The organism is Halorubrum sp. SD690R, assembly GCF_005435035.1.
In the GTDB taxonomy this organism is placed as follows: Archaea; Halobacteriota; Halobacteria; order Halobacteriales; family Haloferacaceae; genus Halorubrum; species Halorubrum ezzemoulense.
Window position 1 is genome coordinate 114,067 of record NZ_SGTV01000008.1, and the last position, 24,745, is coordinate 138,811.

General features: G+C 69.4%; 27 protein-coding genes and 1 pseudogene. 19 read left to right on the plus strand and 9 right to left on the minus strand.

Annotated features, from left to right (window positions below; genetic code table 11):
• The 3 genes from sufD to EXE41_RS07085 all read left to right on the plus strand — a co-directional run bounded on the left by sufD (window position 1) and on the right by EXE41_RS07085 (window position 2,327).
• Complete coding sequence (gene sufD, locus EXE41_RS07075; protein WP_049932321.1) at window positions 1–1,215, plus strand: Fe-S cluster assembly protein SufD; 1,215 nt, start codon at window positions 1–3, stop codon at window positions 1,213–1,215.
• Window positions 1,216–1,354: 139 nt separating this feature from the next.
• Window positions 1,355–1,840, plus strand: a complete 486-nt coding sequence (locus EXE41_RS07080) for a ferritin-like domain-containing protein (protein ID WP_137690639.1) — start codon at window positions 1,355–1,357, stop codon at window positions 1,838–1,840.
• A gap of 43 nt (window positions 1,841–1,883) precedes the next feature.
• The gene (locus tag EXE41_RS07085) at window positions 1,884–2,327 is read left to right on the plus strand and encodes a metal-dependent transcriptional regulator (RefSeq protein ID WP_049932320.1); all 444 of its coding nucleotides are present in this window, start codon (window positions 1,884–1,886) and stop codon (window positions 2,325–2,327) included.
• 29 nt (window positions 2,328–2,356) lie between these two features.
• Here the strand turns inward: EXE41_RS07085 and prf1 are convergent, their stop codons facing one another.
• From prf1 to EXE41_RS07105, 4 genes are all read right to left on the minus strand, one after another.
• Window positions 2,357–3,607 (minus strand): peptide chain release factor aRF-1, encoded by a 1,251-nt coding sequence (prf1, locus tag EXE41_RS07090; protein WP_137690640.1) that lies wholly within the window; start codon window positions 3,605–3,607, stop codon window positions 2,357–2,359.
• Between the two features lie 135 nt (window positions 3,608–3,742).
• A complete protein-coding gene (argS, locus tag EXE41_RS07095) occupies window positions 3,743–5,551 on the minus strand; it encodes an arginine--tRNA ligase (protein WP_137690641.1) in 1,809 nt (602 codons plus the stop codon).
• 285 nt (window positions 5,552–5,836) lie between these two features.
• The gene (locus tag EXE41_RS07100) at window positions 5,837–6,772 is read right to left on the minus strand and encodes an NAD-dependent epimerase/dehydratase family protein (RefSeq protein ID WP_049932311.1); all 936 of its coding nucleotides are present in this window, start codon (window positions 6,770–6,772) and stop codon (window positions 5,837–5,839) included.
• Window positions 6,773–6,989: 217 nt separating this feature from the next.
• Window positions 6,990–7,430, minus strand: a complete 441-nt coding sequence (locus tag EXE41_RS07105; RefSeq protein ID WP_137690642.1) for a DUF302 domain-containing protein — start codon at window positions 7,428–7,430, stop codon at window positions 6,990–6,992.
• Window positions 7,431–7,592: 162 nt separating this feature from the next.
• On the opposite strand from EXE41_RS07105, the gene EXE41_RS07110 reads away from it, so the two are divergent.
• The 7 genes from EXE41_RS07110 to EXE41_RS07135 all read left to right on the plus strand — a co-directional run bounded on the left by EXE41_RS07110 (window position 7,593) and on the right by EXE41_RS07135 (window position 12,373).
• Window positions 7,593–8,009, plus strand: a complete 417-nt coding sequence (locus EXE41_RS07110; RefSeq protein WP_049932308.1) for a helix-turn-helix domain-containing protein — start codon at window positions 7,593–7,595, stop codon at window positions 8,007–8,009.
• An 84-nt stretch (window positions 8,010–8,093) separates the two neighbouring features.
• Window positions 8,094–9,377, plus strand: coding sequence for a M20 family metallopeptidase (locus tag EXE41_RS07115; RefSeq protein ID WP_137690643.1), 1,284 nt, complete (start codon window positions 8,094–8,096; stop codon window positions 9,375–9,377).
• Window positions 9,378–9,464: 87 nt separating this feature from the next.
• Window positions 9,465–9,614, plus strand: coding sequence for a hypothetical protein (locus EXE41_RS19040; RefSeq protein WP_155120043.1), 150 nt, complete (start codon window positions 9,465–9,467; stop codon window positions 9,612–9,614).
• Window positions 9,615–9,616: 2 nt separating this feature from the next.
• Window positions 9,617–10,210 carry a class I SAM-dependent methyltransferase gene (locus tag EXE41_RS07120; RefSeq protein WP_137690644.1) on the plus strand — a complete coding sequence of 198 codons (594 nt, stop codon included), beginning with the start codon at window positions 9,617–9,619 and terminating at the stop codon, window positions 10,208–10,210.
• Window positions 10,211–10,353: 143 nt separating this feature from the next.
• Window positions 10,354–10,590, plus strand: coding sequence for a sulfurtransferase TusA family protein (locus EXE41_RS07125; protein ID WP_137690645.1), 237 nt, complete (start codon window positions 10,354–10,356; stop codon window positions 10,588–10,590).
• Window positions 10,587–11,732, plus strand: a complete 1,146-nt coding sequence (locus EXE41_RS07130; protein ID WP_137690646.1) for an NAD(P)/FAD-dependent oxidoreductase — start codon at window positions 10,587–10,589, stop codon at window positions 11,730–11,732. Before EXE41_RS07125 ends, EXE41_RS07130 begins: the two co-directional genes overlap by 4 nt.
• A 2-nt stretch (window positions 11,733–11,734) precedes the next feature.
• Window positions 11,735–12,373, plus strand: coding sequence for a DUF1641 domain-containing protein (locus EXE41_RS07135; protein ID WP_086220081.1), 639 nt, complete (start codon window positions 11,735–11,737; stop codon window positions 12,371–12,373).
• Window positions 12,374–12,517: 144 nt separating this feature from the next.
• Here the strand turns inward: EXE41_RS07135 and EXE41_RS07140 are convergent, their stop codons facing one another.
• Both EXE41_RS07140 and EXE41_RS07145 read right to left on the minus strand, forming a co-directional pair.
• Window positions 12,518–13,105, minus strand: coding sequence for a DsrE/DsrF/DrsH-like family protein (locus tag EXE41_RS07140; protein WP_086220080.1), 588 nt, complete (start codon window positions 13,103–13,105; stop codon window positions 12,518–12,520).
• A gap of 2 nt (window positions 13,106–13,107) precedes the next feature.
• Window positions 13,108–13,353 carry a sulfurtransferase TusA family protein gene (locus EXE41_RS07145; RefSeq protein WP_049932293.1) on the minus strand — a complete coding sequence of 82 codons (246 nt, stop codon included), beginning with the start codon at window positions 13,351–13,353 and terminating at the stop codon, window positions 13,108–13,110.
• Window positions 13,354–13,599: 246 nt separating this feature from the next.
• Between EXE41_RS07145 and EXE41_RS07150 the strand changes: the two genes are divergently transcribed.
• Genes EXE41_RS07150 through EXE41_RS07165 form a run of 4 tightly spaced genes read left to right on the plus strand, consistent with a single transcriptional unit; the run spans window position 13,600 to window position 17,006 of the window.
• Entirely contained in the window at window positions 13,600–14,793 is a 1,194-nt protein-coding gene (locus EXE41_RS07150; RefSeq protein ID WP_049932291.1) for an MBL fold metallo-hydrolase, read from the plus strand.
• Between the two features lie 8 nt (window positions 14,794–14,801).
• Complete coding sequence (locus EXE41_RS07155) at window positions 14,802–15,359, plus strand: YeeE/YedE family protein (RefSeq protein WP_137690647.1); 558 nt, start codon at window positions 14,802–14,804, stop codon at window positions 15,357–15,359.
• A complete protein-coding gene (locus EXE41_RS07160) occupies window positions 15,360–15,818 on the plus strand; it encodes a YeeE/YedE family protein (protein WP_049932289.1) in 459 nt (152 codons plus the stop codon).
• A 12-nt stretch (window positions 15,819–15,830) separates the two neighbouring features.
• Window positions 15,831–17,006 carry an inorganic phosphate transporter gene (locus EXE41_RS07165; protein ID WP_137690648.1) on the plus strand — a complete coding sequence of 392 codons (1,176 nt, stop codon included), beginning with the start codon at window positions 15,831–15,833 and terminating at the stop codon, window positions 17,004–17,006.
• Between the two features lie 28 nt (window positions 17,007–17,034).
• Here EXE41_RS07165 and EXE41_RS07170 read toward each other — a convergent pair whose 3' ends face one another.
• A complete protein-coding gene (locus EXE41_RS07170) occupies window positions 17,035–17,880 on the minus strand; it encodes a universal stress protein (protein WP_049932286.1) in 846 nt (281 codons plus the stop codon).
• Window positions 17,881–18,139: 259 nt separating this feature from the next.
• Between EXE41_RS07170 and EXE41_RS19240 the strand changes: the two genes are divergently transcribed.
• Window positions 18,140–18,304: a hypothetical protein gene (locus EXE41_RS19240; protein ID WP_167373091.1), complete on the plus strand. Its 165-nt coding sequence runs from the start codon at window positions 18,140–18,142 to the stop codon at window positions 18,302–18,304.
• Window positions 18,294–19,352: a sulfite exporter TauE/SafE family protein gene (locus EXE41_RS07175; protein WP_394334817.1), complete on the plus strand. Its 1,059-nt coding sequence runs from the start codon at window positions 18,294–18,296 to the stop codon at window positions 19,350–19,352. The genes EXE41_RS19240 and EXE41_RS07175 overlap by 11 nt, the downstream gene beginning before the upstream one ends.
• 158 nt (window positions 19,353–19,510) lie before the next feature.
• Here EXE41_RS07175 and EXE41_RS07180 read toward each other — a convergent pair whose 3' ends face one another.
• Complete coding sequence (locus EXE41_RS07180) at window positions 19,511–21,121, minus strand: iron ABC transporter permease (RefSeq protein WP_049932282.1); 1,611 nt, start codon at window positions 21,119–21,121, stop codon at window positions 19,511–19,513.
• A 113-nt stretch (window positions 21,122–21,234) separates the two neighbouring features.
• On the opposite strand from EXE41_RS07180, the gene EXE41_RS07185 reads away from it, so the two are divergent.
• From EXE41_RS07185 to EXE41_RS07195, 3 genes are all read left to right on the plus strand, one after another.
• Window positions 21,235–21,798, plus strand: coding sequence for a gluconate 2-dehydrogenase subunit 3 family protein (locus tag EXE41_RS07185; RefSeq protein WP_049932280.1), 564 nt, complete (start codon window positions 21,235–21,237; stop codon window positions 21,796–21,798).
• Window positions 21,795–23,465 (plus strand): GMC family oxidoreductase, encoded by a 1,671-nt coding sequence (locus EXE41_RS07190; RefSeq protein ID WP_137690649.1) that lies wholly within the window; start codon window positions 21,795–21,797, stop codon window positions 23,463–23,465. The genes EXE41_RS07185 and EXE41_RS07190 overlap by 4 nt, the downstream gene beginning before the upstream one ends.
• A gap of 248 nt (window positions 23,466–23,713) precedes the next feature.
• Window positions 23,714–24,367, plus strand: a complete 654-nt coding sequence (locus EXE41_RS07195) for a dolichyl-phosphate hexose transferase (RefSeq protein WP_241987207.1) — start codon at window positions 23,714–23,716, stop codon at window positions 24,365–24,367.
• A gap of 259 nt (window positions 24,368–24,626) precedes the next feature.
• On the opposite strand, the pseudogene EXE41_RS19600 reads toward EXE41_RS07195, so the two are convergent.
• A pseudogene (locus EXE41_RS19600) lies at window positions 24,627–24,745 on the minus strand (IS6 family transposase); the annotation flags it as partial.

Here is a 24,745-nt window from a genome sequence, read left to right on the forward strand (position 1 = left end):
ATGAGCACGCAAGCAATCGAGAGCCTCTCGGAGGACACGGTACGACGCATCGCCGACGAACGCGACGAGCCCGAGTGGCTCTTGGAGACCCGTCTGAACGCGCTGGCCGCGCTGGAGACCGCGGAGCTGCCCGACGTCATCCAGACGCCGGGCCGCCGCTGGACCGACCTCGAGGCGCTGGACTTCGAGTCGCTCGTCGACCCGCTGAACCAGGCGGACGAGACCGAGCGGACCGCGGGCGACGACGAGGTCGTCGTGCTGCCGTTCACCGAGGCGCTCGCCGAGTACGGCGACGTCATCGAGGCGAACTTCGGCTCCGTCCTCGACCCCGAACACAACTATCTCACGGCGCTTTCGGTCGCGCTGTTCACCACCGGTACGTTCGTCTACGTTCCCGAGGGCGTCGACGTCGAGGACGTGACGGTGCGCGCGGAGATGAACTCCCGTTCGCTGTTCAGCCAGACGCTCGTCGTCGCCGAGGAGTCGTCGTCGGTGACGATCCTCGAGTCGATCACGTCGGGCGACGCCGACGTGAGCGGCGACCGGTACTTCTCGAACCTCGTCGAAGTCGTCGCGGGCGAGAACTCGAACGTCCAGTTCGGCTCGCTCCAGAACCTCGACGACGACGCCTACACCTACTCGCTGAAGCGCGGCGTGACCGACACGTACGCGACGGTCGACTGGATCGAGAGCAACTTCGGCTCGAAGCTCACCCGCTCCGACATCGAAACCGAGCTCGAGGGCGACGGCTCCGAGAGCCAGATCGTCGGGACGTTCTTCGGCACGGACGACCAGCACTTCGACATCAACGCCCGCGTGTGGCACCAGGCGGAGCAGACGACCGCCGACCTCGTCACCCGCGGCGTGCTCGACGACGTGGCGCGCTCCGTCTACGAGGGCGTTCAGGACGTCGGCGAGGACGCGTGGAACACCTCCAGCTACCAGCGCGAGAACACGCTGATGCTGTCGGACGACGCCGAGGCCGACGCGTCGCCGAAGCTGATCATCCACAACCACGACACCGAGGCGTCCCACTCCGCGACGGTCGGACAGGTCGACGCCGAGGACCTGTTCTACCTCGAGAGCCGCTCGATCGACTCGCGGACGGCCCGGAACATGCTCGTCGAGGGCTTCTTCGTGCCCGTCCTAGAGGAAATCGCGGTCGACGAGTTCCGCGACGACGTCGAGGAGCTCGTCTTCGAGCGGCTCCAGTAAGCCGTCGGCGCCGAACGGATTTTTTCAGCCCCGCCCGGAGTCCCGGAGCGACCGGCGAGCGAGGGGAACCGCTTAAGACCGACGACGCCCGAGTTGTTCGTATGCGAACCCGCGTATCGTGCCGTCTCGGGTGGTCGCGGTGAGCGTGAGCCAGCGGGTCGCCTCCGACGACCAACTCGCGCGGCTGCTCCAGATCGGAATCGTGCTTGAGGAGGTCGTCGAAGCGCGAGCGCATCGCCACTACCAGCAGTTGGACGCCGAACTCGACGCGGAGGTGGAGACGCTCCTCGCGGATGCGGCCGAGGAGTCGGCGGACCACCGCGAGCGGCTGGAGTCGCTCATCGACGGGCTCGGCGTCGACAGCGTCCCGTTCGACGAGATCGAGTCGCTCGTCGACGCCCGCTACGGACGGACGCGGCCGGAGGACTTCGACGACGTGCTGTACGACCAGCTGTGCAACGAGGAGACGGCGTACAAGTTCTACGACGACCTCATCGAGGCGATCGAGGGGTCCGACGGGTCGTTCTCGGTCGACCGCGAGGAGCTGATCGCGACCCTGACGGCGATCCGCGACGAGGAGGCCGAGGGCGTACGCGAGGTCACGGAGGTCATGGAGCGCCGATGAACCGGACAGACGAGTCGCCGACGAGCGCCGACGGAGGACAGCCGTGAACACCGCAGATCAGTACCTCAAGACGATATACGTCGTACAGGACAGCGAAGACGGACCCGCCTCGACCGGGTCGATCGCCGATGCGCTCGGCGTCAGCCCGGCCAGCGCCAACGAGATGATCGGCAAGCTCGAAGAGCGCGGGCTCGCCGAACACGAGAAGTACAAGGGCGTCAAGCTGACCGACGACGGCATCGTCCGGGCCAGGGACGCCCTCCAGACCTACTGTATCATCGAGCGGTTCCTCGCGAACGTCCTCGCGGTCGAGGACTATCAGGCCGAGGCCCGGGAGCTCGAGGCTGTCATCGACGACACGGTCGCCGAGCGGCTCGACACGATCATCGACCGGCAGCCGGAGTGTCCGGACTGCTTCGACCCGGAGTCCGACGCCTGCGCGTGTTTGGAGATCGCGCCGGGGCCGGTCGAGCCGGAACAGCAGTAAAACGGCCGCAGAAACTTCTCCAGAGGTCCTTAGACTCCGGTCGAGTACCGCAGGATACCGGCGATGCCGCCGAACGCGTCGAGCAGCTGTTCGCCCTTCTCGAAGTCCGTGGAGATGAACTTCGTGTCCGTCCCGCGCTGTTCGGCGATGGCCATCAGGTGTTCGATGACGTCCTCTCGCTCCTCGACCTCGGCCGCCTCGCCGCACTCGCTACATTCGTGGTCCGGCGTCGAGTGGCGGGCGTCGATAACCTCGTACTCCTCGTGGCCGTCGGGGCACTCGTAGACGACGACGTCGGAGCGAAGGTCCTCGGAGATGAGCAGGCGGTCCACCGATCCCATGATCAGGTTGCGGCGGGTCTGCTCGAACCCGTAGGTCGCCTCCTGCCCGGTGTTGAGCTTCTCGAAGAACTCTTCCATGTTGCGTTTGTCCTCGACGATCTCCTGGTCGGCGAGCGCCTCGCTGGCGTTGTCGACGAGGTCTTTCAGGCCGGACTCATCGGTGTAGGCCACGTCGAACTTGCCGAGCACCTTGTCCTGAAGCTCGTGGTGGAGGTAGTCGCCGTCGAGGAACTCGTCTTTGGTCGGCGAGGGACCGCCGACGAGGATGCCGTCGAGCTCGTGGCGCTTGTCGACGAACAGGTCGTTGGCCATCCCAGCGACCTCCTGATAGAAGTTGTCGATCGCTTCGAGGCGCAGGCGGGCGAATCGCTGTGCGGACTGACCCCCCTTCCGCTGTTTGCCGGGGACGAGCGAGGAGGCGGACTTGACCGCCTCGACGCGTTTCCCCTTCAGCCAGCCGACGTTCGCCTCGCGGCGGTCCAAGACGATGAGCCCGAACAGCCCGGAGTCCTCGAGCATGTGTTCGAGCGGCTCGGTGAGGAACGCCGAGTCGCAGTGGTAGCGGAACGACTCGACGGGCTGCGGGGGCGACTCCAGCGTCCGGGTGACCATGTCGGTCTGGCCGCCGCCACTGTCGATGGCGCCCGAGAAGATCACGATCCCGTTGTCCGGCGGGAAGGTGTCGTAGTAGCGCAGCCGGTCCTTGATCGACGTCAACGCGTCCTGAACGGCCGTCCGCGTCTGCTTGGACTTGATGTTGGACGCCTCGCTGTGCTCTTGGGTGACGTGCGCCACCACGTCGGAGATCTGCCTGTCCTCGGGGATGTAGATGGTGACGAGCTGGGTGCCGGAGCCCTCGTACTCCTTGAGTTCCTCGATGACCTTGCGGAACTCGTACTTCCGGCGGTCCGCGTTCGCCTCCTGTGCGTCGCTACTCATTACTCCGAATACGGTCGCGTGCGTGTAAGTAATCTTTGACCTGTCGATACGGGCGGAAGCGTCCGTCTCGGCCGCGTTTGGCGGTGGATCGCTCGGAGCCCCGCTCCGGGCGACGGAGGGCGGGATACCCTCGATTTACATCGACTCCGGCGCCTCGACGCCCAGCACGTCGAGCGCGTTCGCCATCGTGTGCTTCGCGGCCGCGACGAGCGCGAGCCGGGCGTCCCGCAGGGCCTCGGTCTCGGCGGTCACGACGGGGCACTCGCGGTAGAAGGCGTTGTACGCGTCCGCGAACTCGCGGGTGAACGTCGCGATCGTGTGCGGCTCCAAGTCGTCCGCGGCGGCCTCGATTGCGGCGGGGAAGCGCGCGACCTCGCGGAGGAGCTCGCGGGCCGCGTCGGTTTCGAGCGCGCCCGCGTCGACGTCCAAGGCGTCGGGGTCGACCTCGCCGTCGGCGTCCGCCGTCACGCCCGGCACGTCGATCCCGGCGGCGGCCGCCTCGCCGAGGATGCCGGCGCAGCGCGCGTGGACGTACTGGACGAACGGCGCCGACTGCGCCTCGAAGTCGAGCGCGTCCTCCCACTGGAAGGTGATCGCCTTCGCGGGCTGTTTGGAGACGATGTCGTACCGGACCGCGCCGATCCCGACCTGGTGGGCGATGCGCTCGACGTCCTCGTCGGTGAGGTCGTCGTCACGGATGCGGTCGTCCATGCGCGACTCGACGGCGTCGCGAGCGCGGTCGATCGCCTCGTCGAGGAGGTCGTCGAGCATCACGCCCGTCCCCTTCCGGGTCGACATCTTCCCGTCGGGCAGGTTGACGTACGAGTAGATGACGTGGCCGAGGCGGTCGGTGTCGTTGCCGAGCAGTTCGAGGGTCGCCGAGAGCTGGTCGGCCTGGAGCTTGTGGTCCTCGCCGAGGACGGTGACGGCGCGGTCGTAGTTCGCGAACTTCCACTCGTGGTGGGCAAGGTCGCGGGTGGTGTAGAGGCTGGTGTCATCGGAGCGCAGGAAGACGAGGTTCTTGTCGATCCCCCACTCGTCGAGCTCCAGCTGCCAGGCGTCCTCCTCGTAGACGGCGTGGTCGGTCTCTTTCAGCCGGCCCGCGATGTCGTCGGTGGATCCGTCGCGCATGAACCGCGTCTCCTTGACGAACTCGTCGAACTCCGCGGGGAGGCGGCCGAGGCACGATTTCATTCCACCGAGGACGGCGTCGACGACCTCGCCGACGCGCTCGTACGTCTCCTCGTCGCCCGCCTCGAGCCCCTGGAGGATCGACTGGATCTCCGCCTCCGCGGCCTCGACCGCGTCGTCGTCCGCCTCCTCTAAGAAGGCGTTCCCCTTCCGGTAGTAGCGCACGAGGTCGTACTCGGCGCGGTCGCGGGCGGGCTCCGCGTCGAGGTCCGACTCGTCGAACCGCTCGTACGCCCAGGTGAACACGGCCATCTGCCGGCCCGCGTCGTTGACGTAGTAGTGGCGGTCCACGTCGTAGCCGGCGTACGCGAGGAGGTTCGCGACCGCGTCGCCGACGATGGGGTTGCGCGCGCGGCCGACGTGGACGGGGCCGGTCGGGTTCGCGCTGGTGTGTTCGACCACGACGCTCGTGTCGCGGTCGGGGAGCGCGCCGTAGTCGGCGTCGACCGCGGCCGCGTCGAGCGTGTCGGCGAGGTAGCGCTCGTTCGCGTGGAAGTTGACGTACGGCCCCGCGGTGTCGACGCTCGCGACGTAGTCCGCGTTCCCGACCGACACCGCCTCGGCGACAGTCGCCGCGACGTTCGGCGGCGCGTCGCCGACCTCGCCCGCGAGTCGGAAGGCGACGCTGGAGGCGAGCGTCGCGTCCATGTCGTCGGGCGGGCGTTCGATGCCGAGGTCGTCGGTCGGGAGGGCGAGCGAGTCGAGCGCGTCCGCGAGCGCCGCCTCGACCTCCGACCGGAACTGCCGGAACATACCGTCCGTTCGACGGGCGGGTTAAAAGGCCCTTCCGAAGCGGCGCGGCGGGCGGAGACGCGGATCGAACCGCGAGCGACACCGCCACGGGAAACCCACCGGGTTGTGCGCAACAGCCGTCCGTATCGCTCCGTTGACGCCGCCGCCTCCGGTCGGTTATCGGGACAGTTTCGGCAGTCGAGCGATCCGGTCGGCGTTCGGGACCCCCTTCGGTTCGCCTGCGGCGGGACTGAAGCGCCTCCGCGGTCCGCACCCGACCGGCGGAGTTCGTCGGAGGGGATCGCGCTACTCCACGATCTCGTCGATCAGCTCGCGCGCACTGCGCCGAACCGCCGCGTCGCTCTCGACCGACGGCTCCCACCCGAGGGCGGCGAGCTTCTCGATCGACAGCCGCATCTTCGGTACGTCGCCGGTCCAGCCGCGGTCGCCGCCGGTGTAGGCGTACTCCGGGTCGACGCCGAGCTCCTCGCTCACGATGTCGGCGATGTCGGTGACGGAGGTCGTCGTCCGCGTCCCGAGGTTGTAGACGTTGTACGCGGCGTCTGCGTTCTCGACCACGTGCCGGATGGCGTCGACACACTCCGAGACGTGCATGTACGACTTCTCCTGCCGGCCGTCGCCGAGGATCTCCAGTTCGGTCGGATCCTCGGCTAACTTCTCGATGAAGTCGGGGATCACGTTGCCGCGCTGGCGCGGGCCGACGATGTTCGCGAACCGGAACACCCACGACCGGACGCCGTAGGAGTGCGCGAACGTCGATATCAGCGCCTCGTCCGCGAGCTTCGCGGAGCCGTACATCGAGATCGGTTCGAGGGGGGCGTAGTCCTCGGGGGTCGGTCGCGGCGCCTCGCCGTACACCGTCGAGGAGGAGGTGAACGCGAAGCGATCGACGCCGACCTCGCGCATGCGCTCCAAGACGTTGTACGTCATCTCGGTGTTCTCCTCGAACAGCGCGCGGTCGTCGTCGTAGTTCGTGTCGGTGTACGCCGCGAAGTGGAAGACGACATCGAGGTCGTCGGTGACGACGCGCGCCACGTCGTCGGGGTCGGTCATGTCCGCTTCGACGAACGCCGCGCCCTCGGGGACGCGGTCGCGGGTCCCCTTCGAGAGGTCGTCGGCGACGCGGACCGTCGCGCCGCGGTCGAGCAGGTCGGCCGCGAGGTGGCTTCCGACGAGACCGGCGCCGCCGGTGACGAGGACGCGCGAATCGGCGAGGTTCATATCGGCCCGTCGGCGGTCGCGGATAAGTAGGTGTGGAATCGCGACGAGCGGGGTCGACACGGAGGCGAAGCGAACGGAACCGGGTCACGTCCGTGTCGGTCGGAGCGCCGGCCGCACCGATCCGAGCGCAGACCGCGCCGATCCGATCGTCGCCGACGGCGAGTGCCGCCGAGCAGATCGCCGGCGACGCCGTAGGGACGGCTGTGTCAGAGCGTGGTCAGAGGTTCTCGAACGCCTCGTCGACCATCTCGCCGGTGTCGGCGATGATGCCGGCCATCTCGTCGTCGTCGGGCGCCATGCCCGCGAGGCGAGCGAGACGCATGATAGAGACGTGATAGACGCGCTGCGTCCCGGGCGCTTCCTCCCAGACGACGACGTTACACGGCATGAGCGCGCCGAGCTTGTTGTCGGTCGCGTCGAGCGCCCGGTCGGCGACAGCCGGGTTACACGCGCCGAGCACGTAGTAGGGGTCGCGACCCGCGTCGACCTTCTCGTTGAGCATCTCGGACGGCGAGAACTCGACCGGGACGCCGAATCCGGCGTCGGTGAACACCTCGCGGACGTGTTCGATCGCCTCCTCGTGGCCCATCTCGAGGGTGGCCTGCTCTTCGCCGATGTCGTCCAGGTCGATCTGCGTCGGGTCGATCGGAAGCGTCATTCGTGTATCGTCTTGGGCCTACGTAACAAAGGCTCTTCGGATGTCCTACCGAGAGAGCGGAGCAGCCGTGAACTGAACCGGACTGTCGCCGACTCGACTGTAGTAGTATTGTACTAATTAGGAACAACTTTAACCCACTCTGTCGCCCTATTGTCCGATACGATGACCGCGTCAGTGCGTGACGACCTCGAACGGGACTTGGGGTGTATCGACCTCCTCGAGTGTATTCACGGGCTCAACGAGCGGGATCAGGCGGTGTTTCAGGCGCTCCAAGGAGTGAACGAAGGGCTCACCGTCGACGACGTGGCGGACCGGCTGGAGTGTGAGCGGTCGACGGCGTACCGGTCGATCTCGCGGCTCGTGGACGCCGGCGTCGTCGTCCAGCGACAGGAGAACTACGATCAGGGCGGGTACTACTACGTCTACCGGCCGCGAACGCCCGAGGAGGCCGCTCGCGAGATGCAGCAGCTGCTCAACAGCTGGTACGCGACCGTCGGTCAGCTCATCCAAGAGTTCGAGGACCGGTACGGCGGCGAGGCGGACGAGCGCGGGGATCGGTCGCTCCAGCCCGGACCGTGACGCGCGGGCGACCGCGACGCTCGCCGATTAGTATTGTGCGAAACATACAAAATAAATAAATCATTGGGGATCGAAGGGGATGGCATGGCCGAAGACACGGGAGCGACCCGGCCGCCGACGGACCCGGACGACGCTCCCGCCGAGTACGTGCGAGCTAACCGGGAGGAGCTGGTCTCGCTGGCCCTCGATCTGCTCGCGGTCGACACGTCGAACCCGCCCGGCGACACGCGCGAGATCGTCGCGGCGATCGAGCGGTTCCTCGACCCACTTCCGGTCGAGGTCGAGCGGTTCGCCGTCGACCCGGCGAAGCCGAACCTGCTCGTCCGGGTCGACGGCGCGTCCGACCGAACGCTGCTGTACAACGGACACCTCGACACCGTCCCGTTCGACGCCGACGCGTGGACGCGCGACCCGCTCGGCGAACGCGCCGACGGCCGCGTCTACGGCCGGGGCGCGACCGACATGAAGGGCGCCGTGGCGTCGCTGCTGTTCGCGCTCCGGGCCGTCGTCGCGACCGACGCGGAGCCGCCCGTCGACCTCCTGTTCGCCTTCGTGAGCGACGAGGAGGTCGGCGGCGACGCGGGGCTCCCGGCGCTGCTCGATGCCAGAGCGCTCGACGCGAACGCGTGCGTGATCGGCGAGCCGACCTGCGAGGAGGGTCGCCGCTCCGTCACGGTCGCGGACCGGGGGAGCATCTGGCTGACGCTCGAAGCCGCCGGCGAGGCGGCGCACGGCTCTCGACCGATGCTCGGGGTCAACGCGGTCGACCGGCTCTACGGCGCTGTCGAGACGATACGCGAGCGGTTCGGCGCCGAGCGGCTGGAGATCGACGCCGAGATGGAGCCGATCGTCGAGGAGTCGGTCGAGTACTACGCCCCGTCGATGGGCGAGGCGACCGCTCGGGACCTATTCCGGTACCCGTCGATCAACCTCGGCGTCCTCGAGGGCGGCGACGCGGTAAACGCCGTCCCGGGGTCCGCCCGCGCCGAGGTCGACGTGCGGCTGACGGCGGGCGTCCACACGCCCGACGTGCTCGCGGCCATCCGCGACTGCGTCGCCGGCTGCGAGGGGATCACGGTCGCCGACGTTTCCTGGAGCGTCGGCACCACAGAGGACCCCGCCAGCCCGCTGGTCGACGCCGTCGCGTCGACGGCGGCGGCGGTCACCGGGGACCGCGTCTTCCGTCGGAGCGCCACGGGCGGCGGCGACGCCAAGAAGCTCCGGAACGCCGGGATATCGACCGTCGAGTTCGCCCTCGGGACCGACACGCTCCACGCCCCCGACGAGTACGTCCCGGTCGACGCGCTCGTCGACAACGCGGTGGTCTACGCCCGGCTCCCCGCCGCGTGGCGCTCTCGGGTCGACTAGCTGCCCGCGGACGAGCGGGGCGACTCGGGCACGCCGATCGGCGACGGTCGAGAAAGACTTAGATAGCGGACTGGTTCACGTATGGGTATGAAGGACAAGACCGATGCGACGAGCGAGCCGCCTCGGGGGGCCGACGACGGGTCCGTGAGCGGCGGATACGGGTTCGCGGGCGGCGGGAGCGACGGACGCCGCCTTCCGGCGGACGGAACGGGAGCCGGCGCGTCGGGCCCCCGCTGACGATGGAGCGGTTCCAGAACACCGGCCAGCCCGACTGGGACTGGTGGGGGAAGCTCTGGCCGACGCCGGGCGCGACGCTCCGGCAGCTCGGGGTCGAGCCCGGCCTGTCGGTGGCCGAGGTCGGCTGCGGGAGCGGCTACTTCGCGCTACCGGCCGCCCGCATCGCCGAGCCCGCGCCCGTGTACGCCGTCGACTTGGACGAGACGCTGCTCGACGAGCTCGACGCGCTCGCCGGGCGACAGGCGATCGGGAACGTCGTCCCGGTCCACGGCGACGCCCGGGACCTGACCGGTGTCCTCCCGGAGCCGGTCGACGTGCTCGTCGTGGCGAACACCTTCCACGGCGTCGACGACCGCGCCGAGTTCGTCGAGGAGACGTTCCGAGCGGTCGCGCCCGGCGGCAGCCTGGTCGTCGTCAACTGGCACGACCGGCCGCGCGAAGCGACGACCGTCGGGGGGGAGCCCCGGGGACCGCCGACGGGGCTCCGGATGGACCCCGAGGAAACGGCGGAGGCCGTCCGGGGGGCGGCGCCGTTCGAACTCGACCGGCGGGTCGATCTGCCGCCGTACCACTACGCGGTCGTGTTCGACCGGTAGCGCCGCCGACGCCCCAACCGTCAGCGACACCCCGACTGCCGCCGACGCTGACCGATCCGCGCCGAACACGAGGATTTTTAGATTGTGGAATGGGCGCACAAGACTAATACGCCACGCGCGTAACTGTCTGGTGTGAGACCCCCATGACCGACATCGAACCTCAAGAAACCGTCGACGCCAGAGGCGCAGCGTGCCCCGGTCCCCTGATGGACCTCATCGGAGCGATCCGGAGCGCGGAGTCGGGCGACGTGGTCCGGCTCCTGAGCGACAGCGACGGGTCGCTCACCGACGTTCCCGAGTGGGCCGATGAGGCCGGCAACGAACTGCTCGCCGTCGAAGAGCTCGACGAGCACAACGCGTTCTACGTGGAGAAAGCATGACCGAACGCATCGTCATCGTGGGCGGCGGGACCGGCGGATCGGTGCTCGCCAACGACCTCGCCGACCGGCTCGGTCCGGAGCTCGACGCCGGCGACGTGGAGGTCACCCTGATCAACGACGGCCCCGACCACGTGTACAAGCCGGTCTGGCTGTACGTGCCGTTCGGCAAGCGCGAACCGGCGGACGGTCGCCGCGCGCTCGACGAGCTGGTCGATGACGCGGTCGACCTCCGGATCGACCGCGTGTCCGAGATCGACACGGATTCGCAGACGCTCCGGTTCGACGGTACCGCGCCGTCGATGGAGTACGACCACCTCGTGCTGGCGACCGGGTCGACGCTGGAGCCCGAGCAGATCCCCGGGCTCGTCGAAGGCGGACACGACTACTACAGCGAGCCGGGCGCGACGGCCCTTCGAGAGGAGCTGCTGGAGTTCACCGAGGGCGAGCTCGTCTTGAGCGTCATCGGGACGCCCCACATGTGTCCCGCGGCGCCGCTGGAGTTCGTCTTCATGACCGACGACTGGTTCCGCGAGCGCGGCCTGCGCGAGGACGTCGAGGTCACCTACACGTACCCGATCCAGCGCGTTCACGGGAATCCCCACATCGCCGAGTGGGCCCGTCCCATCATGGAGGACCGGGACATCAACGTGGAGACGTTCTTCAACGCCGAGTCTGTCGACCCCGACGCAGAGACCATCACGTCGATGGAGGGGACCGAGCTCGACTACGACCTCCTCGTCTCGATTCCGCCTCACGGCGGCGTCGACCTGATCGAGGAGGCCGGCCTCGGCGACGACGGCTGGGTCGACGTGGACAAGCACACGCTAGAGGCGGCGGCCGCGGACAACGTCTACGCGCTCGGCGACACCGCCGACACGGGCGTCCCGAACGCGGGCAGCGTCGCGCACTACCAGGCCGGCGTCGTCGGCCAGCGCCTCGCCAGCGAGGTCCGAGGCCGCCCCGCGACGGCGACGTACGACGGGAAGACCCTGTGCTTCATCGAGACCGGGATGGACGCCGCCTCGTTCGTCGAGTTCGACTACGAGCGCCCGCCGTCGCCCGCGCCGCCCTCGGAGAAGCTCCACTGGTCGAAGCTGGCGTACAACGAGTCCTACTGGCTCACCGCGCGAGGGTTGCTCTGACCATGTCCGAGACGCACGAACCCGAGCCAGACGACCTCGAAGCGGCCATCGCGGAGAACCCGGAGGCGGTCGCCGAGCTCGTCGAGCGGCTCGACGCGGTCAACGAGCTGTTGGACGTGCTCTCGCTGGGCGAGGGCGCGCTCTCAGACGAGATGGTCCGCGAGCTCTCGGCCACGGGGTCGACGCTCGCGGAGTCCGCCGACGGCCTGGCGACCGACGAGACCGTGGGGCTGGCCGAGGCGGTCGGCGAGAACGGCGACGAGCTGCGGGAGGCGCTCGACACGCTGCTCACGCTCCAGCGGAGCGGCACGCTCGACGAGCTGGCCGAGGTCGCGGAGGTCGGGTCGCTGGCGACCGCGGCCCTCGACGACGAGATGGTCGCGTCGCTGGCCGGGACCGGCGCCGCGCTCGGCGAGGTGGCGCAGACCGCGGCCGACGACGACACCCGCGAGGGCGTCGAGACGCTGCTGAAGGGGGTCGGCGAGGCGGAGCGCGACCCGCCGGATCGGGTCGGGGCCGTCGGGCTGATCCGCGGGGTGCGCGACCCGGACGTCCAGTACGGGCTGGGCTACCTGCTGGCGGTGGCGGGCGCGATCGGCCGCGAGCGCGCCGGGCGCGAGCGGAGCGAGGGATCGCGCTAGCGGGGGCGACGCGCCGTTCCGCGGCGCGAGCGGGCGGAGTCGGTCGTGGTCACTAGTGGTTTTTGCGTTGTATCGAGGGTGTCTGGAGCGACGACGCCGGCGACGGCGCGGGCAAAACAGAACCGGGGGCTCGTTCCGCGGCGGTCAGACGAGCAGTTGGATGTCCGCCTCGGCCATGTCCTGAAGCGCGGTGGCGGCGCCGACGCCCGTGGTGACGCCGTCGTAGAAGTTGTCCTCGTCGTAGTCCATCAGGTCGATGGTCATCTGACAGGCCTGGAACTCCACGCCCATGTCGAGGCTCGTTTCGAGGAGCTCCTCGATCGTGGCGGTGTCGTTGTCCGAGATCCGGCGCTCCATCATCTTCGTCGTGACGCGGTCCATCCCGGGGAGCGCGGCGACGGCGTTCGGCACGGGCATGTTGGGGTTGCCGACGGAGCTGAGCTGGAGGTTCTTCGACCGCTCCTCGTGGAGGATGTCGAGCCCCCAGAACGTGTGGAAGACGGTCACCTCGTAGCCGAACGCGGCAGCGGTGCTGGCGAGGATGAGCGGCGGGTACGCCATGTCGAGCGTCCCCTTGGTGGCGATGATGCTCATCTTCTTGCCGCCGTCGTCGGCGGTGGCCTCGGCGAGCGCCTCCTCGAGCTCGTCGACGCGCGCGGCCAATTCCGCGCGGGAGGGCGCGTCGTCGGTCGGCGCGTCGTCGGCCGACGCGTCGGGTGTGTCCGTGCTCATTGTTACTCCGTCTTGCGGACGTAGTGTTTGTACACGTCGTCGCCTTCCGTCTGGTCGAGGAGCTCGACGCCCTCGGTGCCGTCGGCCCAGCCGTCGAGGTCGCTCATGCTTCCGGGGTCGGTCGCCAGCACTTCGAGGACCTCGCCCGCGTCGAGGCCGTCGACGGCGGACTTCGTCTTCACTACCGGCATGGGGCACGATGCGCCTTTCACGTCGAGCGTCTCCGCGATGTCGAATTCAGCACTCATTGTGTATCTGCTCCGGTGTCTGTATTGGAGCTAGCGCACAATACCCCCCGGTGAAGTAAAACTGTGTCGGTTCTTGGGAATTCTCCCAACTACTGTATAAAGTGAAACCTGTTTAGCCGCCGCATAAGCCCCTGAGTACAACAGTAAGAGATACGGACCGGTTTCTATTGAATATAGTATTGCTTAGAAAAGGAAATACTATGAAAATGCTTTTGTGCGTCGACCCGGTATGAACGACTGCGAAACATGAATGCCGACGACTTCCCGACTCCGGACGTCGACGTCGACTCCGTCGACCCGGAATCGCTCAAAGACCGAATCGACGCCGGCGAAGACGTCACGATCCTCGACGCGCGCATGCAGTCGGACTACGAGGAGTGGCGCATCGACGGCGAGAACGTCACGTCGATCAACGTCCCGTACTTCGAGTTCCTCGAAGACGAGATCGACGACGACGTTCTCGACCGGATCCCCGACGACCGCGAGGTGACCGTCCTCTGCGCGAAGGGCGGCGCCAGCGAGTACGTCGCGGGCACGCTCACGGAGCGCGGCTACGACGTCGACCACCTCGAAGACGGGATGAACGGCTGGGCGAGCATCTACGAGGCCGTCGAGGTCGACCGCTACGACGGGGCCGGCACGCTCCTCCAGTACCAGCGCCCCTCCTCGGGCTGCCTCGGCTACCTCCTCTACGACGACGGGGAGGCCGCGATCATCGACCCGCTGCGGGCGTTCACCGACCGCTACCTCGACGACGCCGACGAGCTCGGCGTCGAACTGAACTACGCCCTCGACACGCACGTCCACGCCGACCACATCTCGGGCGTGCGCGACCTCGACGCCGCGGGCGTCGAAGGCGTCATCCCCGAGGCCGCGGTCGACCGCGGCGTCACGTACGCCGACGAGCTGACCACGGCCGCCGACGGCGACACGTTCGCGGTCGGCGACGCCACCGTCGAGACCGTCTACACTCCCGGCCACACGACCGGGATGACCTCATACCTCGTCGACGAGAGCCTGCTCGCGACCGGCGACGGGCTGTTCATCGAGAGCGTCGCCCGCCCCGACCTCGAGGAGGGCGACGAGGGCGCCCCCGACGCCGCGCGCCTGCTGTACGAGTCACTTCAGGAGCGGGTGCTGACGCTGCCCGACGACACGCTCATCGGCGGCGCGCACTTCAGCGACGCGGCCGTCGCGGCCGACGACGGCACCTACACGGCGCCGATCGGCGAGCTCGTCGAGGAGATGGACGCGCTCACGATGGACGAGCAGGCGTTCGTCGACCTGATCCTCTCGGACATGCCGCCGCGCCCGGCCAACTACGAGGACATCATCGCGACGAACCTCGGACAGAACGCCGTCGACGACGACGAGGCGTTCACCCTGGAGCTCGGGCCGAACAACTGCGCCGCCAGTCAGGACTCGCTCGCGGGTGACTGACGACGCCGATGGTCGCTGACCCAGTACTGCTGCAGGCGGTCGCCGAGCTGTTCCCGAACGGGGTCAGCCGGTACGCCGTCGGCGGACTGCTCGTCGGTCTCGGGACCGTCGTCATCTACGTCGGAACGGGTATCCCGGCCGGGGCGAGCACGTTCCTGGAGTCGACGCTGTCGTACGTCTCCGGCCAGTCCCGGTTCCGGCGGTACGTCGGATCGCGGGACTGGCGGCTCGTGTTCACCGCCGGCATCATCCTCGGCGGGCTCGCGTTCGCCGCGACGTTCCAGTCGGGGCTAGTCACGAGCCCGCTCTACGAGCCCGGGACGACCGGCACGCTGTACGAGGTCGCCGGCGTGACGCTCTGGGCGACCGACGTCCAGCCGTGGCGGCTGTTCTTCGGCGGGATCCTCGTCGGGATCGGCACCCGCATGGGGAAGGGGTGTACGTCCGGCCACGGGGTCTGCGGCGTCGGATCGGCGTCGAAGACGTCGCTGGTCGGCGTCGCGACGTTCCTCGCCGTGGCGATCGGGACCGCCCAGGTCGTCGCCGCGCTGGGGGTGAGTCCGTAGATGGCGGATCGACATCCGCTGTTCAAGCCGCTGATCTTCGTCGGCGGCCTGATCTTCGGGTTCGGACTCGGGTTCAGCCACATGGCGCGGCCGGAGGTCGTGCTGAACTTCCTCACATTCGAGGACCTCGGCCTCCCGTTCGTCATGTTCGGGGCCGCAATCGTCTCCGGGATCGCGTTCGCGCTGCTGCCGCGCATCCGCGACGCCGCGCCGCTCACCGGCGCTCCCTACGAGCGCCGGCTGAAGCCGTTCGACCGGAACGTCCTCGTCGGCGGCGCCGTCTTCGGCGTCGGCTGGGGGCTCTCTGGCATCTGTCCGGGCGCGGCGTACGCGAGCCTCGGGGTCGGTAACGTCACCATCCTCTGGGCGCTCGGCGGAATGTTCGTCGGCGCGTACGCGCAGGGGTACTGGCGGAGCCGGAGCGGAGCCCGCGACGCCGCCGCGGCGGGCGCGGACTAACGCACCGGCTCCATGGACCCCGCTCTCATCGCCCTCTCCGTCGGCGCGGCGCTCGCGAGCCTGTTCATGGCGTGGGTGATCGGCGCCGGGTCGAGCGGCGCGACCCCGTTCGCGCCCGCCGTCGGCGCGAACGCCATCGGAACGATGCGCGCGGCCCTGCTGGTCGGCGTCTTCGGCTTCGCCGGCGCCGTCACGCAGGGCGGGAACGTCTCTGAGGCCGTCGGGAGCGGCCTCGTTGGCGGGATTAGCCTGCCCGTCGCCGGCGTCATCCTCGTGCTCGTGCTGGGCGCGGGGCTGATGGCGGTGGGCATCACCACCGGGATTCCGATCGCGACCGCGTTCACCGTGACCGGCGCCGTCATCGGCGTCGGGCTCGCGCTCGGCGGGACGCCGGTCTGGGCGAAGTACCAACAGATCGGCGCCGTCTGGCTCCTGACGCCGTTCATCGGCGGCGGCATCGCGTTCGCCATCGCCAGCGTCCTCCCGCGACCCGGCGCGCCCGAGCGGTACAGCGTCCCGGTCCTCGCCGGGCTGGTCGGGAGCGTCCTCGTGAACGTCCGGTTCAGTTTCCTCGGCGAGGGGACCGCGCCCGGGACCGTCCGCGGTCTCGGACAGCGGACCCTGTCGCTCGACGGGACCGCGTCGGCGGTCGCGATCACCGGCCTCGCGGCGCTGGCCGTCGCGGCCGTCGTCTGGTGGGACGTGAGCCGCGACGAGCAGGGCGGGCTGCGGCGCGTGCTGCTCGCGCTCGGGTCGCTCGTCGCGTTCTCCGCGGGCGGGAGTCAGGTCGGGCTCGCGGTCGGACCGCTCCTACCACTGCTCGACGAGGTGGGAATGGTGTCGGCCACCGCCGTCCTCGTCGGCGGCGGGCTCGGGATGCTGGTCGGCTCGTGGACCGGCGCGCCCCGGATGATAAAGTCGCTGGCGCAGGACTACTCGTCGCTCGGGCCGCGCCGCTCCATCTCGGCGCTCGTCCCGTCGTTCCTGATCGCGCAGCTGGCCGTGCTGCTCGGCGTGCCGGTCTCGTTCAACGAGATCGTCGTGAGCGCGATCATCGGGAGCGGCGCGGCCGTCGGCGGTCGGGAGGCCGTCGACGCGGGGAAGATCCTCACGACCGTGGGGGCGTGGGCCGGCTCGTTCGGCCTCTCGTTCGCGCTCGCGTACGCGGCCGCCGCGCTCGTCTTGTGATTGGCGCGCGCCGCGGCGTCGCCTACTCTTAAACCGCCCGAGGCGGCGGGACGAGGAAGACGTTGCCCGTCGCCCGCGTGACGATCTCCTCCGAGACGCTGCCCAGCAGGAGCCGCCGGATCCGGCTCCGCCCCTTCGACCCGACGAGGACCGTCGACGGAGTGACCTCGGCCTCGACGGCGAGGATCTCCTCGGCGGGGTCGCCGCGGCGGACCTCGGTCCGCGTCTCGATCCCCCAGCCCTCCAGCGTGCTCGCCCGCTCTGCCAGCCGCTCCGCGGGACCGCCGCCGGCGTCCGGCCCGTCGTCCTTCGGCGACCGGACGTGGACGAGCGTCGCCTCCTCGGTCGCGCGACGGAGGTACGAGAAGGCGTCGAACGCCCGGTCGGCGTGCTCAGAGAAGTCTGTCGCGAAGAGGACGTGCCGGAAGAGGTGTTCGCGGAGGACATCGGGGTCGTCGGCCGCCCGCTCGACGCGGTTGACCAGCAGCGGGACGACGGTGGTCCGGGCGAGGTTGCGGGCGGTCGAGCCGACGACCCGGTTCTCCAGCGGGCTCTGTCCGCGCGAACCCACGATCGTCAGGTCGGCGTGAACGGTCTCCGCGATGCCGTTGAGGCGGCGGTACGGGGTCCCGCGAACGACGTGCGTCTCGACGTCGAACCCCGCGGCCTCGATCACCTCGCGGTACCTGTCGAGCCCCCGCCGCCGGCGCTCCTCGAAGTCGACGCCGGGCATGCCGGGGTGGACGTTCGCCGAGACGACCGTGACGAGGTGGACCGTCCGGACGCCGATTCGGTCCAAGCAGCCGAGGCAGGTCTCGTTCTCGATCGTCGCCTCGCTGGCGGCCGACAGGTCGGTTGCGCACAGGGCCCTCATGTCGATCCCTTCGGTGGGCGGCGACAACACGATTTTGTTCGTCGTTTGATACTTCAGCGAGCGCGAGCGCGTAGCCGGCGCTCGGGCCGACGGAGGCGCCGTATTATCTCTGTAAGTTATCGGTACTCCCGCCGAGGTTACCGGGATATAGTATTGTACATCAAGCCCAAAACCGTTATAGGCACGAAGCGGATAGTGGACACCGAGCAGAAATGTGCCAAGACCGAATTTCCGCGTTCGGAAGCCGGAGGACGAATAGATGGCTGGACTAGAGATACCCTCGTGGGACCCAGAGACGGTCCTACTCATCGGCACGATCCTCCTGGAAGCGTTCGTGTTGTACGTGGGGTACGGCGGCCTCGAACGGCTCGTCGGGCCCTATCTGATGCGGCTCTTGGTCGGGGGTGACGCCAGTGCTCGGTAACTTCCTCGGCGGCCTCGGCATCTTCGAGACGAGCCCCGAGATGTTGGCGCTGTTCGTCGGGTTCGGCCTCGTCGTCGGGGTGCTGTTCGGGTTCTTCGGCATGGGCGGGTCGTTCCTCGTCACCCCGGCCCTCCTAATGCTAGACTACCCGGCCTCCGTCGCCGTCGGGAGCGGGATGGCGTTCGTCTTCGGAACGGCCGTCATCGCGACGCTGAAACACCACGACCTCGGGCAGGTGGACTACAAGCTCGGGGTGATCATGATCACCGGGACGACCATCGGCATCGAGGCCGGGCGCGCCAGCGTCTACTACCTCGAATCGATGGGGCTCGCCGGCGGCGTCATCAGCGTCGCCTACGTCGTCCTGCTCGGTGGCGTCGGCGCGATGGTCACGCGCGACGCCCTCAAGGGCGACGACGACGGCGGCGTCGACCACGAGGCCGCCGACAAGGACCTCGACGAGTACGAGATCCCCGACGTCGCCAAGAAGATCCAACGGACCGTTCGGATCCCGCCGATGGTGACGCTCCGCGGCGACGTCACCGTCTCCGTGTGGGTCATCACGGCCGTCGCCTTCTCGACCGGCGTCCTGTCCGGGTTCCTCGGCGTGGGCGGCGGCTTCATCCGGATGCCCGCGATGATCTACGCGATCGGCGTCCCGGTGCCCGTCGCCGTCGGGACCGACCTCTTCGAGATCGTCTTCTCCGGCGGGCTCGGGAGCTACCTCTACGGACAGGACGGCGGCGTGAGCCTCGGCATCGTCGCCCCGCTGCTGTTCGGGAGCGCGCTCGGCGCGCGCGTCGGCTCCGCCGCGACCGCCGTCGTCGACTCCGACGAGATCAAGGTGTACTTCGGCGGGATGCTGCTCGTCGGCGCCCTCGCCGTGGGCATCGGCGAAGTGGGCTCGTACATCGGCAGCTCGACGCTCGAACTGCTCGGACTGGTGCTTACCATCGGCGCGGCGGTCGTCGTCGCCTTCGCGGTCCTCTACACGACGATCAGCTCGCTCCGCGTGACGCGTCAACAGCAGACGTCTGCCGCGGACTGACCTGTTTTTCTCCAGTCCACGGCCGCGGTATTGTTAGTTTCTTTCAACACTATCGAGAGCGACCGGTCTCTCGGACCGACGGGAGCGGCGGCGACCGCCGCATCTGGTGGCGGCGACCCGGCGCGGACCGCCACATCCGAGGACGGTGACCGCGACCCTCACAGCCCTTCTTCGCCGCCCTCCTGCGTGAGGAGAACGACCATCGAGAGCCCGGAGATGAGGAGGAGGATGAGCGTCGGCACCACGGCGTACTGGTAGAGCGCGGTCGACTGCGCGCGCCAGATCTGCGTGACGATCGTGTCGAACCCCGTGGGGCGGAGCACCAGCGTGACCGGTAGCTCCTTCATCGTCGTGAGGAACACGAGCGCGGCCCCGGCGACGATCCCCGAGCGCGTGAGCGGGAACGTGACGCGCTTGAACGCGCCGGTCGGCGACTCCCCGAGCGTCCGCCCGGCCTCGACGAGCCGCGGGTCGACCTGGAGGATCGACGTGCGGGCCGAGCCGACCGCCTGGGGGAGGAAGCGGACGACGTAGGCGAACACCAGCAGGGGGAGCGTCTGGTAGAGCCACGGGACGTAGCCGGAGCCGAAGTACACCAGCGCGAGCGCCAACACGATGCCCGGCACCGCGAACCCGACGTACGTCGCGCGCTCGAAGACGACCGCGAGCGGCGAGTCGTGGTTCGCGGCAAAGTACGCGATCGGGAGGGCGGCCAGCGCGGCGACGACCGCCGCGGCCGCCGAGACGGACACCGAGTTGAGCACCTGTATCGGCTCGAACGCGAGCGAGGGGCGGCGGCCGGCCTCCGAGCGAACGAGCCACAGCCCGAGGATCCACAGCGGGACCAAGAGCGCAAACGCGGACACGCCGGCCGGGAGCAGCGTCGCCGGCCACCGCAGCCACCCGAGCGACACCCGGTCGTCGGTGCGGCCCGCGTCGTCGCCGCTCGTGTCGCGGTCCGAGCGGACGGCCCACTCCAGCGCGAGCACGAGGACCACCACGACGAGCAGCTGGAGCGACAGCAGCGCCGCGTAGTCGCGTCCGAACGCGTTGTACTCGACGTAGATCTGGCGGGTGAACACCGGGAGCCGCATGATCGACGGCGTCCCGAAGTCCGAGACCGCGTACAGCGCGGCGAGCAGCGACCCGGCGGCGATCGCCGGCCGAATAGTCGGGAGGGTCACGCGGCGGAACGCCGCGAGCCGCCCGTGGTTCAGCGTCCGGGCGGCCTCCAGCAGCGTCGTGTCGAACGACAGCAGCGCGGCCCGGGTCGTCAGGTAGACGTACGGGTAGGTGTACAGCGTGATGACGAGGATCGACCCGGAGAGGCCGCCGATCTCGGGGACGCGCTGGACGCCGAGCGGCGCGAGGACCTCGTGGAACTCGCCCTGCGGGCCGAACGCGGAGACGAACGAGAAGGCTCCCACGTAGCTCGGGACGACGAGCGGAAGGGCGGCCGCGACCGACCAGAAGCGACGGAAGGGGAGGTCGGTCCGGGCGGTGAGGTACGCGAGCGGCACGCCGATCGCGACCGAGAGGCCGGTGACGCCCGCCATCAGGAGGAGGCTGTTGACGAGGACCTCCGCGGTGCCGGCGCTGAAGAGGAGGTCCGTCGCGCGCCCGCGGTCGACGGCGATCGCCTCGATGACGAGCCACGCCAGCGGGAACACGAGCGTGGCGGCGATCGCCGCGCACAGCAGCGTGAGCCCGATCGGCAGCCTGTCGTCGCCGTCGGTCAAGCGGTCGCGGAGCCGGTTTCGCAGGGTCATTGTACGGGGCAGAGTCTCTGTCCGAGCGTGGTCGCGGCCGGCGTTAGGGGTTCCGATCGCGCGTCGAGCGCGCTCCGACGGATATATTAATTTAGGGCTGCCTAAAATATTCCATGGAACTGACGCGACGCGACGCGGCGGCCGCGCTGGCCGCGATCGGCGCGACCGGCGGCGTCGCGCTCGGCGTCCGTCGGGCGACCGGCGACGGCGGTCGGGGAGGCGCCGAGGCGGAGCCCGCGCGGGACGGCGACGGCACCCCCGGCGACGAGGCGGTCCGCGAGGCGATGACGGCGGTCGCGCGGACCGTCTACCCGGAGGCGGTCTCCGGGCTGGACGCGTTCGTCGACGGCCTCCTCGACGGCCGCCTCGACGGGTCGGCGCACGCCGAGGGGATCCGAGCCGCGGTCGCCGAGGTCGAGTCGGCCGCCCGGTCGTGGTACGGCGCGCCGGTCGCCGACCTCTCGCCCGCCGACCGCGACGATCTGCTCCGGGAGATGGGCGCGGACGTGGCCGAGGAGAACCCGGACGGAACGACCGCGGAGCGAGTCCGGTACTACGTCGTCAACGAGCTGCTGCTCGCGCTGTACGCCTCGCCGACGGGCGGGGAGCTCGTCGGCATCGAGAACCCGCAGGGGCACGCGGGCGGCGCGGAGAGCTACCGGCGGGGGCCCCGATGAGCGGCGCGGAGGACGCGAGCGGCGGACGGGACGCTCGTTACCGGCAGACCGGCGACCGGGCCCGCGGCGACGTCGACCGCACGCCCGTGCCGGACACGGACGTCTGCGTCGTCGGCGCCGGCCCCGCGGGAGCGCTCGTCGCCGACCGGCTGGCGGGCGACCGCGAGGTCGTCGTGCTCGACGCGGGCCCGCGATTCGACCCCGCCGACCGGCTCGCGAGACAGGAGCGCGCGATCCGCCCGTTCTACGACCGGCCGGACGTCTGGGACGTGGGCGGCGAGCGCGACGCCCACGAGACCGCCGGCGACCGCCCGTACCCGCTCAACCACGCCCGCGTGAAGGGCGTCGGCGGGTCGACGCTCCACTGGCAGGGGATGGTGATGCGGCTCCACGAGGACGATTTCAACTCCGGCACGGCGCGGGGCGTCGGGCCGGACTGGCCGATCGACTACGAGGACCTCCGCCCCTACTACGCCGAGGCCGAGCGCGAGCTGGGCGTCGCGGGCGCGTCGGACAACCCCTACGCGCCGCCGCGCGAGGAGCCGCACCCGATGCCGGCGTTCGAGCCCTCCTACAGCGACTCGCTGTTCGCCGAGGCCTGCGAGTCGCTCGGGATCGCCATGCACTCCGTGCCGAACGCGCGCAACTCCGAGCCGTACGACGACCGGTCCCCCTGCGTCGGCTACGGCACCTGCCAGCCGGTGTGTCCGAGCGGCGCGAAGTACGACGCGACGGTCCACGTCGAGCGCGCCGAGGAGCGGGGCGCGACCGTCATCGACCGGGCGTCCGTGCGGTCGCTGGAGCACGACGGCGACGACAGGGTGACCGCGGCGGTGTACGCGACCCCTGACGGGGCTGAACACAGGCAGACGGCCGACGCCTTCGTCGTCGCCGCGGGCGGCGTGGAGACGCCGCGGCTCCTGCTCCTCTCCGCCTCGGACCGATATCCCGACGGGCTCGCGAACGGGAGCGGTCACGTCGGCGAGTTCTTCATGGACCACCTGTTCGCGGGGGCGGGCGGCGCCCTCGACGAGCCGACCAGACAGAACCACGTCGGCTTCTACACCAGCGCCTGCGACCAGTTCTACGACGAGGCCGACGAGGCGCAGGCCCCGTTCAAGCTGGAGTTCTTCAACTACGCCGGCCCCTCGCCGGTCGAGACGGCCCTGTCGGGCGACGACTGGGGCGACCCGCTGCTCGACCAGCTCCGTGAGGGGTACGGGAATCACGTCGCCATGGGCGGGCTCGTCGAGCAGGCCCCGCGGGCCGACAGCCGGATCGCCCTCGCCGACGACCGCACCGACGATCACGGGGACCCGGCGCCGCGGGTCGAGTGGAGCGTGGGCGAGCGCGCGCTCGACACGATCGAGCGGGCGAACGAGATCCAGGTCGCGATCTTGGAGGAGCTCGGCGCCGACGTGGAGTGGGTCGCCGGGCCGGACGCGACCGGGCCCGCCTACCACCACATGGGCACGACGCGGATGAGCGACGACCCCGACCGGGGGGTCGTCGACGCCGACTGCCGGACCCACGACCTCGACAACTGCTGGATCGCCTCCAGCTCCGTCTTCCCGACGAGCGGCGCGATGAACCCCACCCTCACCATCGCCGCGCTCGCGCTCCGCGTCGCCGACGACGTGGAAGCCCGCCTCTCGGCGCAGACCTGACTGCCGTCGAACATTATTTTAGGTAAACCTAAAAACTCAAGTGGGTGCGAGCGGAGATCCGGGTAATGAGCGACTCAGCACACGCGACGAACGGATCTGCGAGCGCCGTCGACGTGACGGAGACCGTCGAGGAAGAGGGCGGGGGCTCGGCGGACGAGGAGATCGAGAGCGCGGCGGACGAGAAAGGCGAGAGCGTGGCGAACGGGGGGGACGGCGGGGCATACACCTTCGACGACCTCAGCGTCGTGATGGGGACGTACAACGAGGCGGAGGCGATCGGGACGGTCCTCGATGACATCGACGAGGTCACGGACGGGAGGGCGGAGGTCGTCTGCGTCGACGGATCCGACGACCGCACTCCGGAGATCGCCCGCGAGCACGGCGCTCGGGTCATCGAACAGGAGCCGCAGGGGTACGGCGTCGCCGTCCGCGAGGCGATCCTGACCCCCGACCGACCGGTGGTCGTCACGACCGACTGCGACGACACCTACCCGATGGAGGCGCTGCCGGAGTTCCTCGCCGAGGTCAACGACGGCGCGGACGTGGTAAGCGGCGACCGGCTCTACCACGGCGCGGAGGCGATGCCGGCGTTCAACCGCTTCGGGAACCACGCGTTCGCCGCGGTCGCGAGCCTGCTCATGGGCGAGCGCGTCCACGACACCACGACTGGGATGCGCGCGTACCGTCGCGAGGTGGTCGAGGAGATCGGCTGGACGGAGAACACCGGCCTCTCAGCGGAACTCCTCATCCGCCCGCTGATGCGCGGCTACGACGTGCGCGAGCGCCCGATCGCCTACGCCGAGCGGCTCGGCGACACGAAGCTCGACCCGATCGGCGGCGGCGCCGCCATCGCGAAGTCGATCCTCACCGTCTGCCTCGAAGAGCAACTGCGGCGCTTCTGAGGGCGCTTCGCCCCCGACGCGACGCCGTACGGCGGTCCGAACGGACGCTGTGGGCACAGTGGACCGCCGCCGGCGACGGTTTCTACCACCCTGAGCGACAGCGCCGATCATACATAAACAGACGCGGCGGTCGGCGCGTGCCGACGAACGCCGGCGGGGCGTGAGTCGCACGCGCGAGGGAGTCGCTGGCTCACGGAGCGAAGCGGAGGGTGCCAGCGACGAGGCTGGGGAGGGGTGAGGCGCGGTGCTGTGGGTCGCGTTAAGTTTGGCGTGAATTGTGGTAGACGGCGAGGGCTTCGAGCCAATTTTGAGCTGTCTCTAACGCGACATTGCTGAAACTATTCGCAAACGATGATGTTCGTCGTTCTATTTCCCAAA

Coding starts and splice junctions, on each gene's coding strand:
- sufD (WP_049932321.1), top strand. CDS start 1: ATGAGCACGCAAGCAATCGAGAGCCTCTCGGAGGACACGGTACGACGC.
- prf1 (WP_137690640.1), bottom strand. CDS start 3,607: ATGAGTAGCGACGCACAGGAGGCGAACGCGGACCGCCGGAAGTACGAG.
- argS (WP_137690641.1), bottom strand. CDS start 5,551: ATGTTCCGGCAGTTCCGGTCGGAGGTCGAGGCGGCGCTCGCGGACGCG.
- EXE41_RS07100 (WP_049932311.1), bottom strand. CDS start 6,772: ATGAACCTCGCCGATTCGCGCGTCCTCGTCACCGGCGGCGCCGGTCTC.
- EXE41_RS07105 (WP_137690642.1), bottom strand. CDS start 7,430: ATGACGCTTCCGATCGACCCGACGCAGATCGACCTGGACGACATCGGC.
- EXE41_RS07110 (WP_049932308.1), top strand. CDS start 7,593: ATGACCGCGTCAGTGCGTGACGACCTCGAACGGGACTTGGGGTGTATC.
- EXE41_RS07115 (WP_137690643.1), top strand. CDS start 8,094: ATGGCCGAAGACACGGGAGCGACCCGGCCGCCGACGGACCCGGACGAC.
- EXE41_RS19040 (WP_155120043.1), top strand. CDS start 9,465: ATGAAGGACAAGACCGATGCGACGAGCGAGCCGCCTCGGGGGGCCGAC.
- EXE41_RS07120 (WP_137690644.1), top strand. CDS start 9,617: ATGGAGCGGTTCCAGAACACCGGCCAGCCCGACTGGGACTGGTGGGGG.
- EXE41_RS07125 (WP_137690645.1), top strand. CDS start 10,354: ATGACCGACATCGAACCTCAAGAAACCGTCGACGCCAGAGGCGCAGCG.
- EXE41_RS07130 (WP_137690646.1), top strand. CDS start 10,587: ATGACCGAACGCATCGTCATCGTGGGCGGCGGGACCGGCGGATCGGTG.
- EXE41_RS07135 (WP_086220081.1), top strand. CDS start 11,735: ATGTCCGAGACGCACGAACCCGAGCCAGACGACCTCGAAGCGGCCATC.
- EXE41_RS07140 (WP_086220080.1), bottom strand. CDS start 13,105: ATGAGCACGGACACACCCGACGCGTCGGCCGACGACGCGCCGACCGAC.
- EXE41_RS07145 (WP_049932293.1), bottom strand. CDS start 13,353: ATGAGTGCTGAATTCGACATCGCGGAGACGCTCGACGTGAAAGGCGCA.
- EXE41_RS07150 (WP_049932291.1), top strand. CDS start 13,600: ATGAATGCCGACGACTTCCCGACTCCGGACGTCGACGTCGACTCCGTC.
- EXE41_RS07155 (WP_137690647.1), top strand. CDS start 14,802: ATGGTCGCTGACCCAGTACTGCTGCAGGCGGTCGCCGAGCTGTTCCCG.
- EXE41_RS07160 (WP_049932289.1), top strand. CDS start 15,360: ATGGCGGATCGACATCCGCTGTTCAAGCCGCTGATCTTCGTCGGCGGC.
- EXE41_RS07165 (WP_137690648.1), top strand. CDS start 15,831: ATGGACCCCGCTCTCATCGCCCTCTCCGTCGGCGCGGCGCTCGCGAGC.
- EXE41_RS07170 (WP_049932286.1), bottom strand. CDS start 17,880: ATGAGGGCCCTGTGCGCAACCGACCTGTCGGCCGCCAGCGAGGCGACG.
- EXE41_RS19240 (WP_167373091.1), top strand. CDS start 18,140: ATGGCTGGACTAGAGATACCCTCGTGGGACCCAGAGACGGTCCTACTC.
- EXE41_RS07180 (WP_049932282.1), bottom strand. CDS start 21,121: ATGACCCTGCGAAACCGGCTCCGCGACCGCTTGACCGACGGCGACGAC.
- EXE41_RS07185 (WP_049932280.1), top strand. CDS start 21,235: ATGGAACTGACGCGACGCGACGCGGCGGCCGCGCTGGCCGCGATCGGC.
- EXE41_RS07190 (WP_137690649.1), top strand. CDS start 21,795: ATGAGCGGCGCGGAGGACGCGAGCGGCGGACGGGACGCTCGTTACCGG.
- EXE41_RS07195 (WP_241987207.1), top strand. CDS start 23,714: ATGGGGACGTACAACGAGGCGGAGGCGATCGGGACGGTCCTCGATGAC.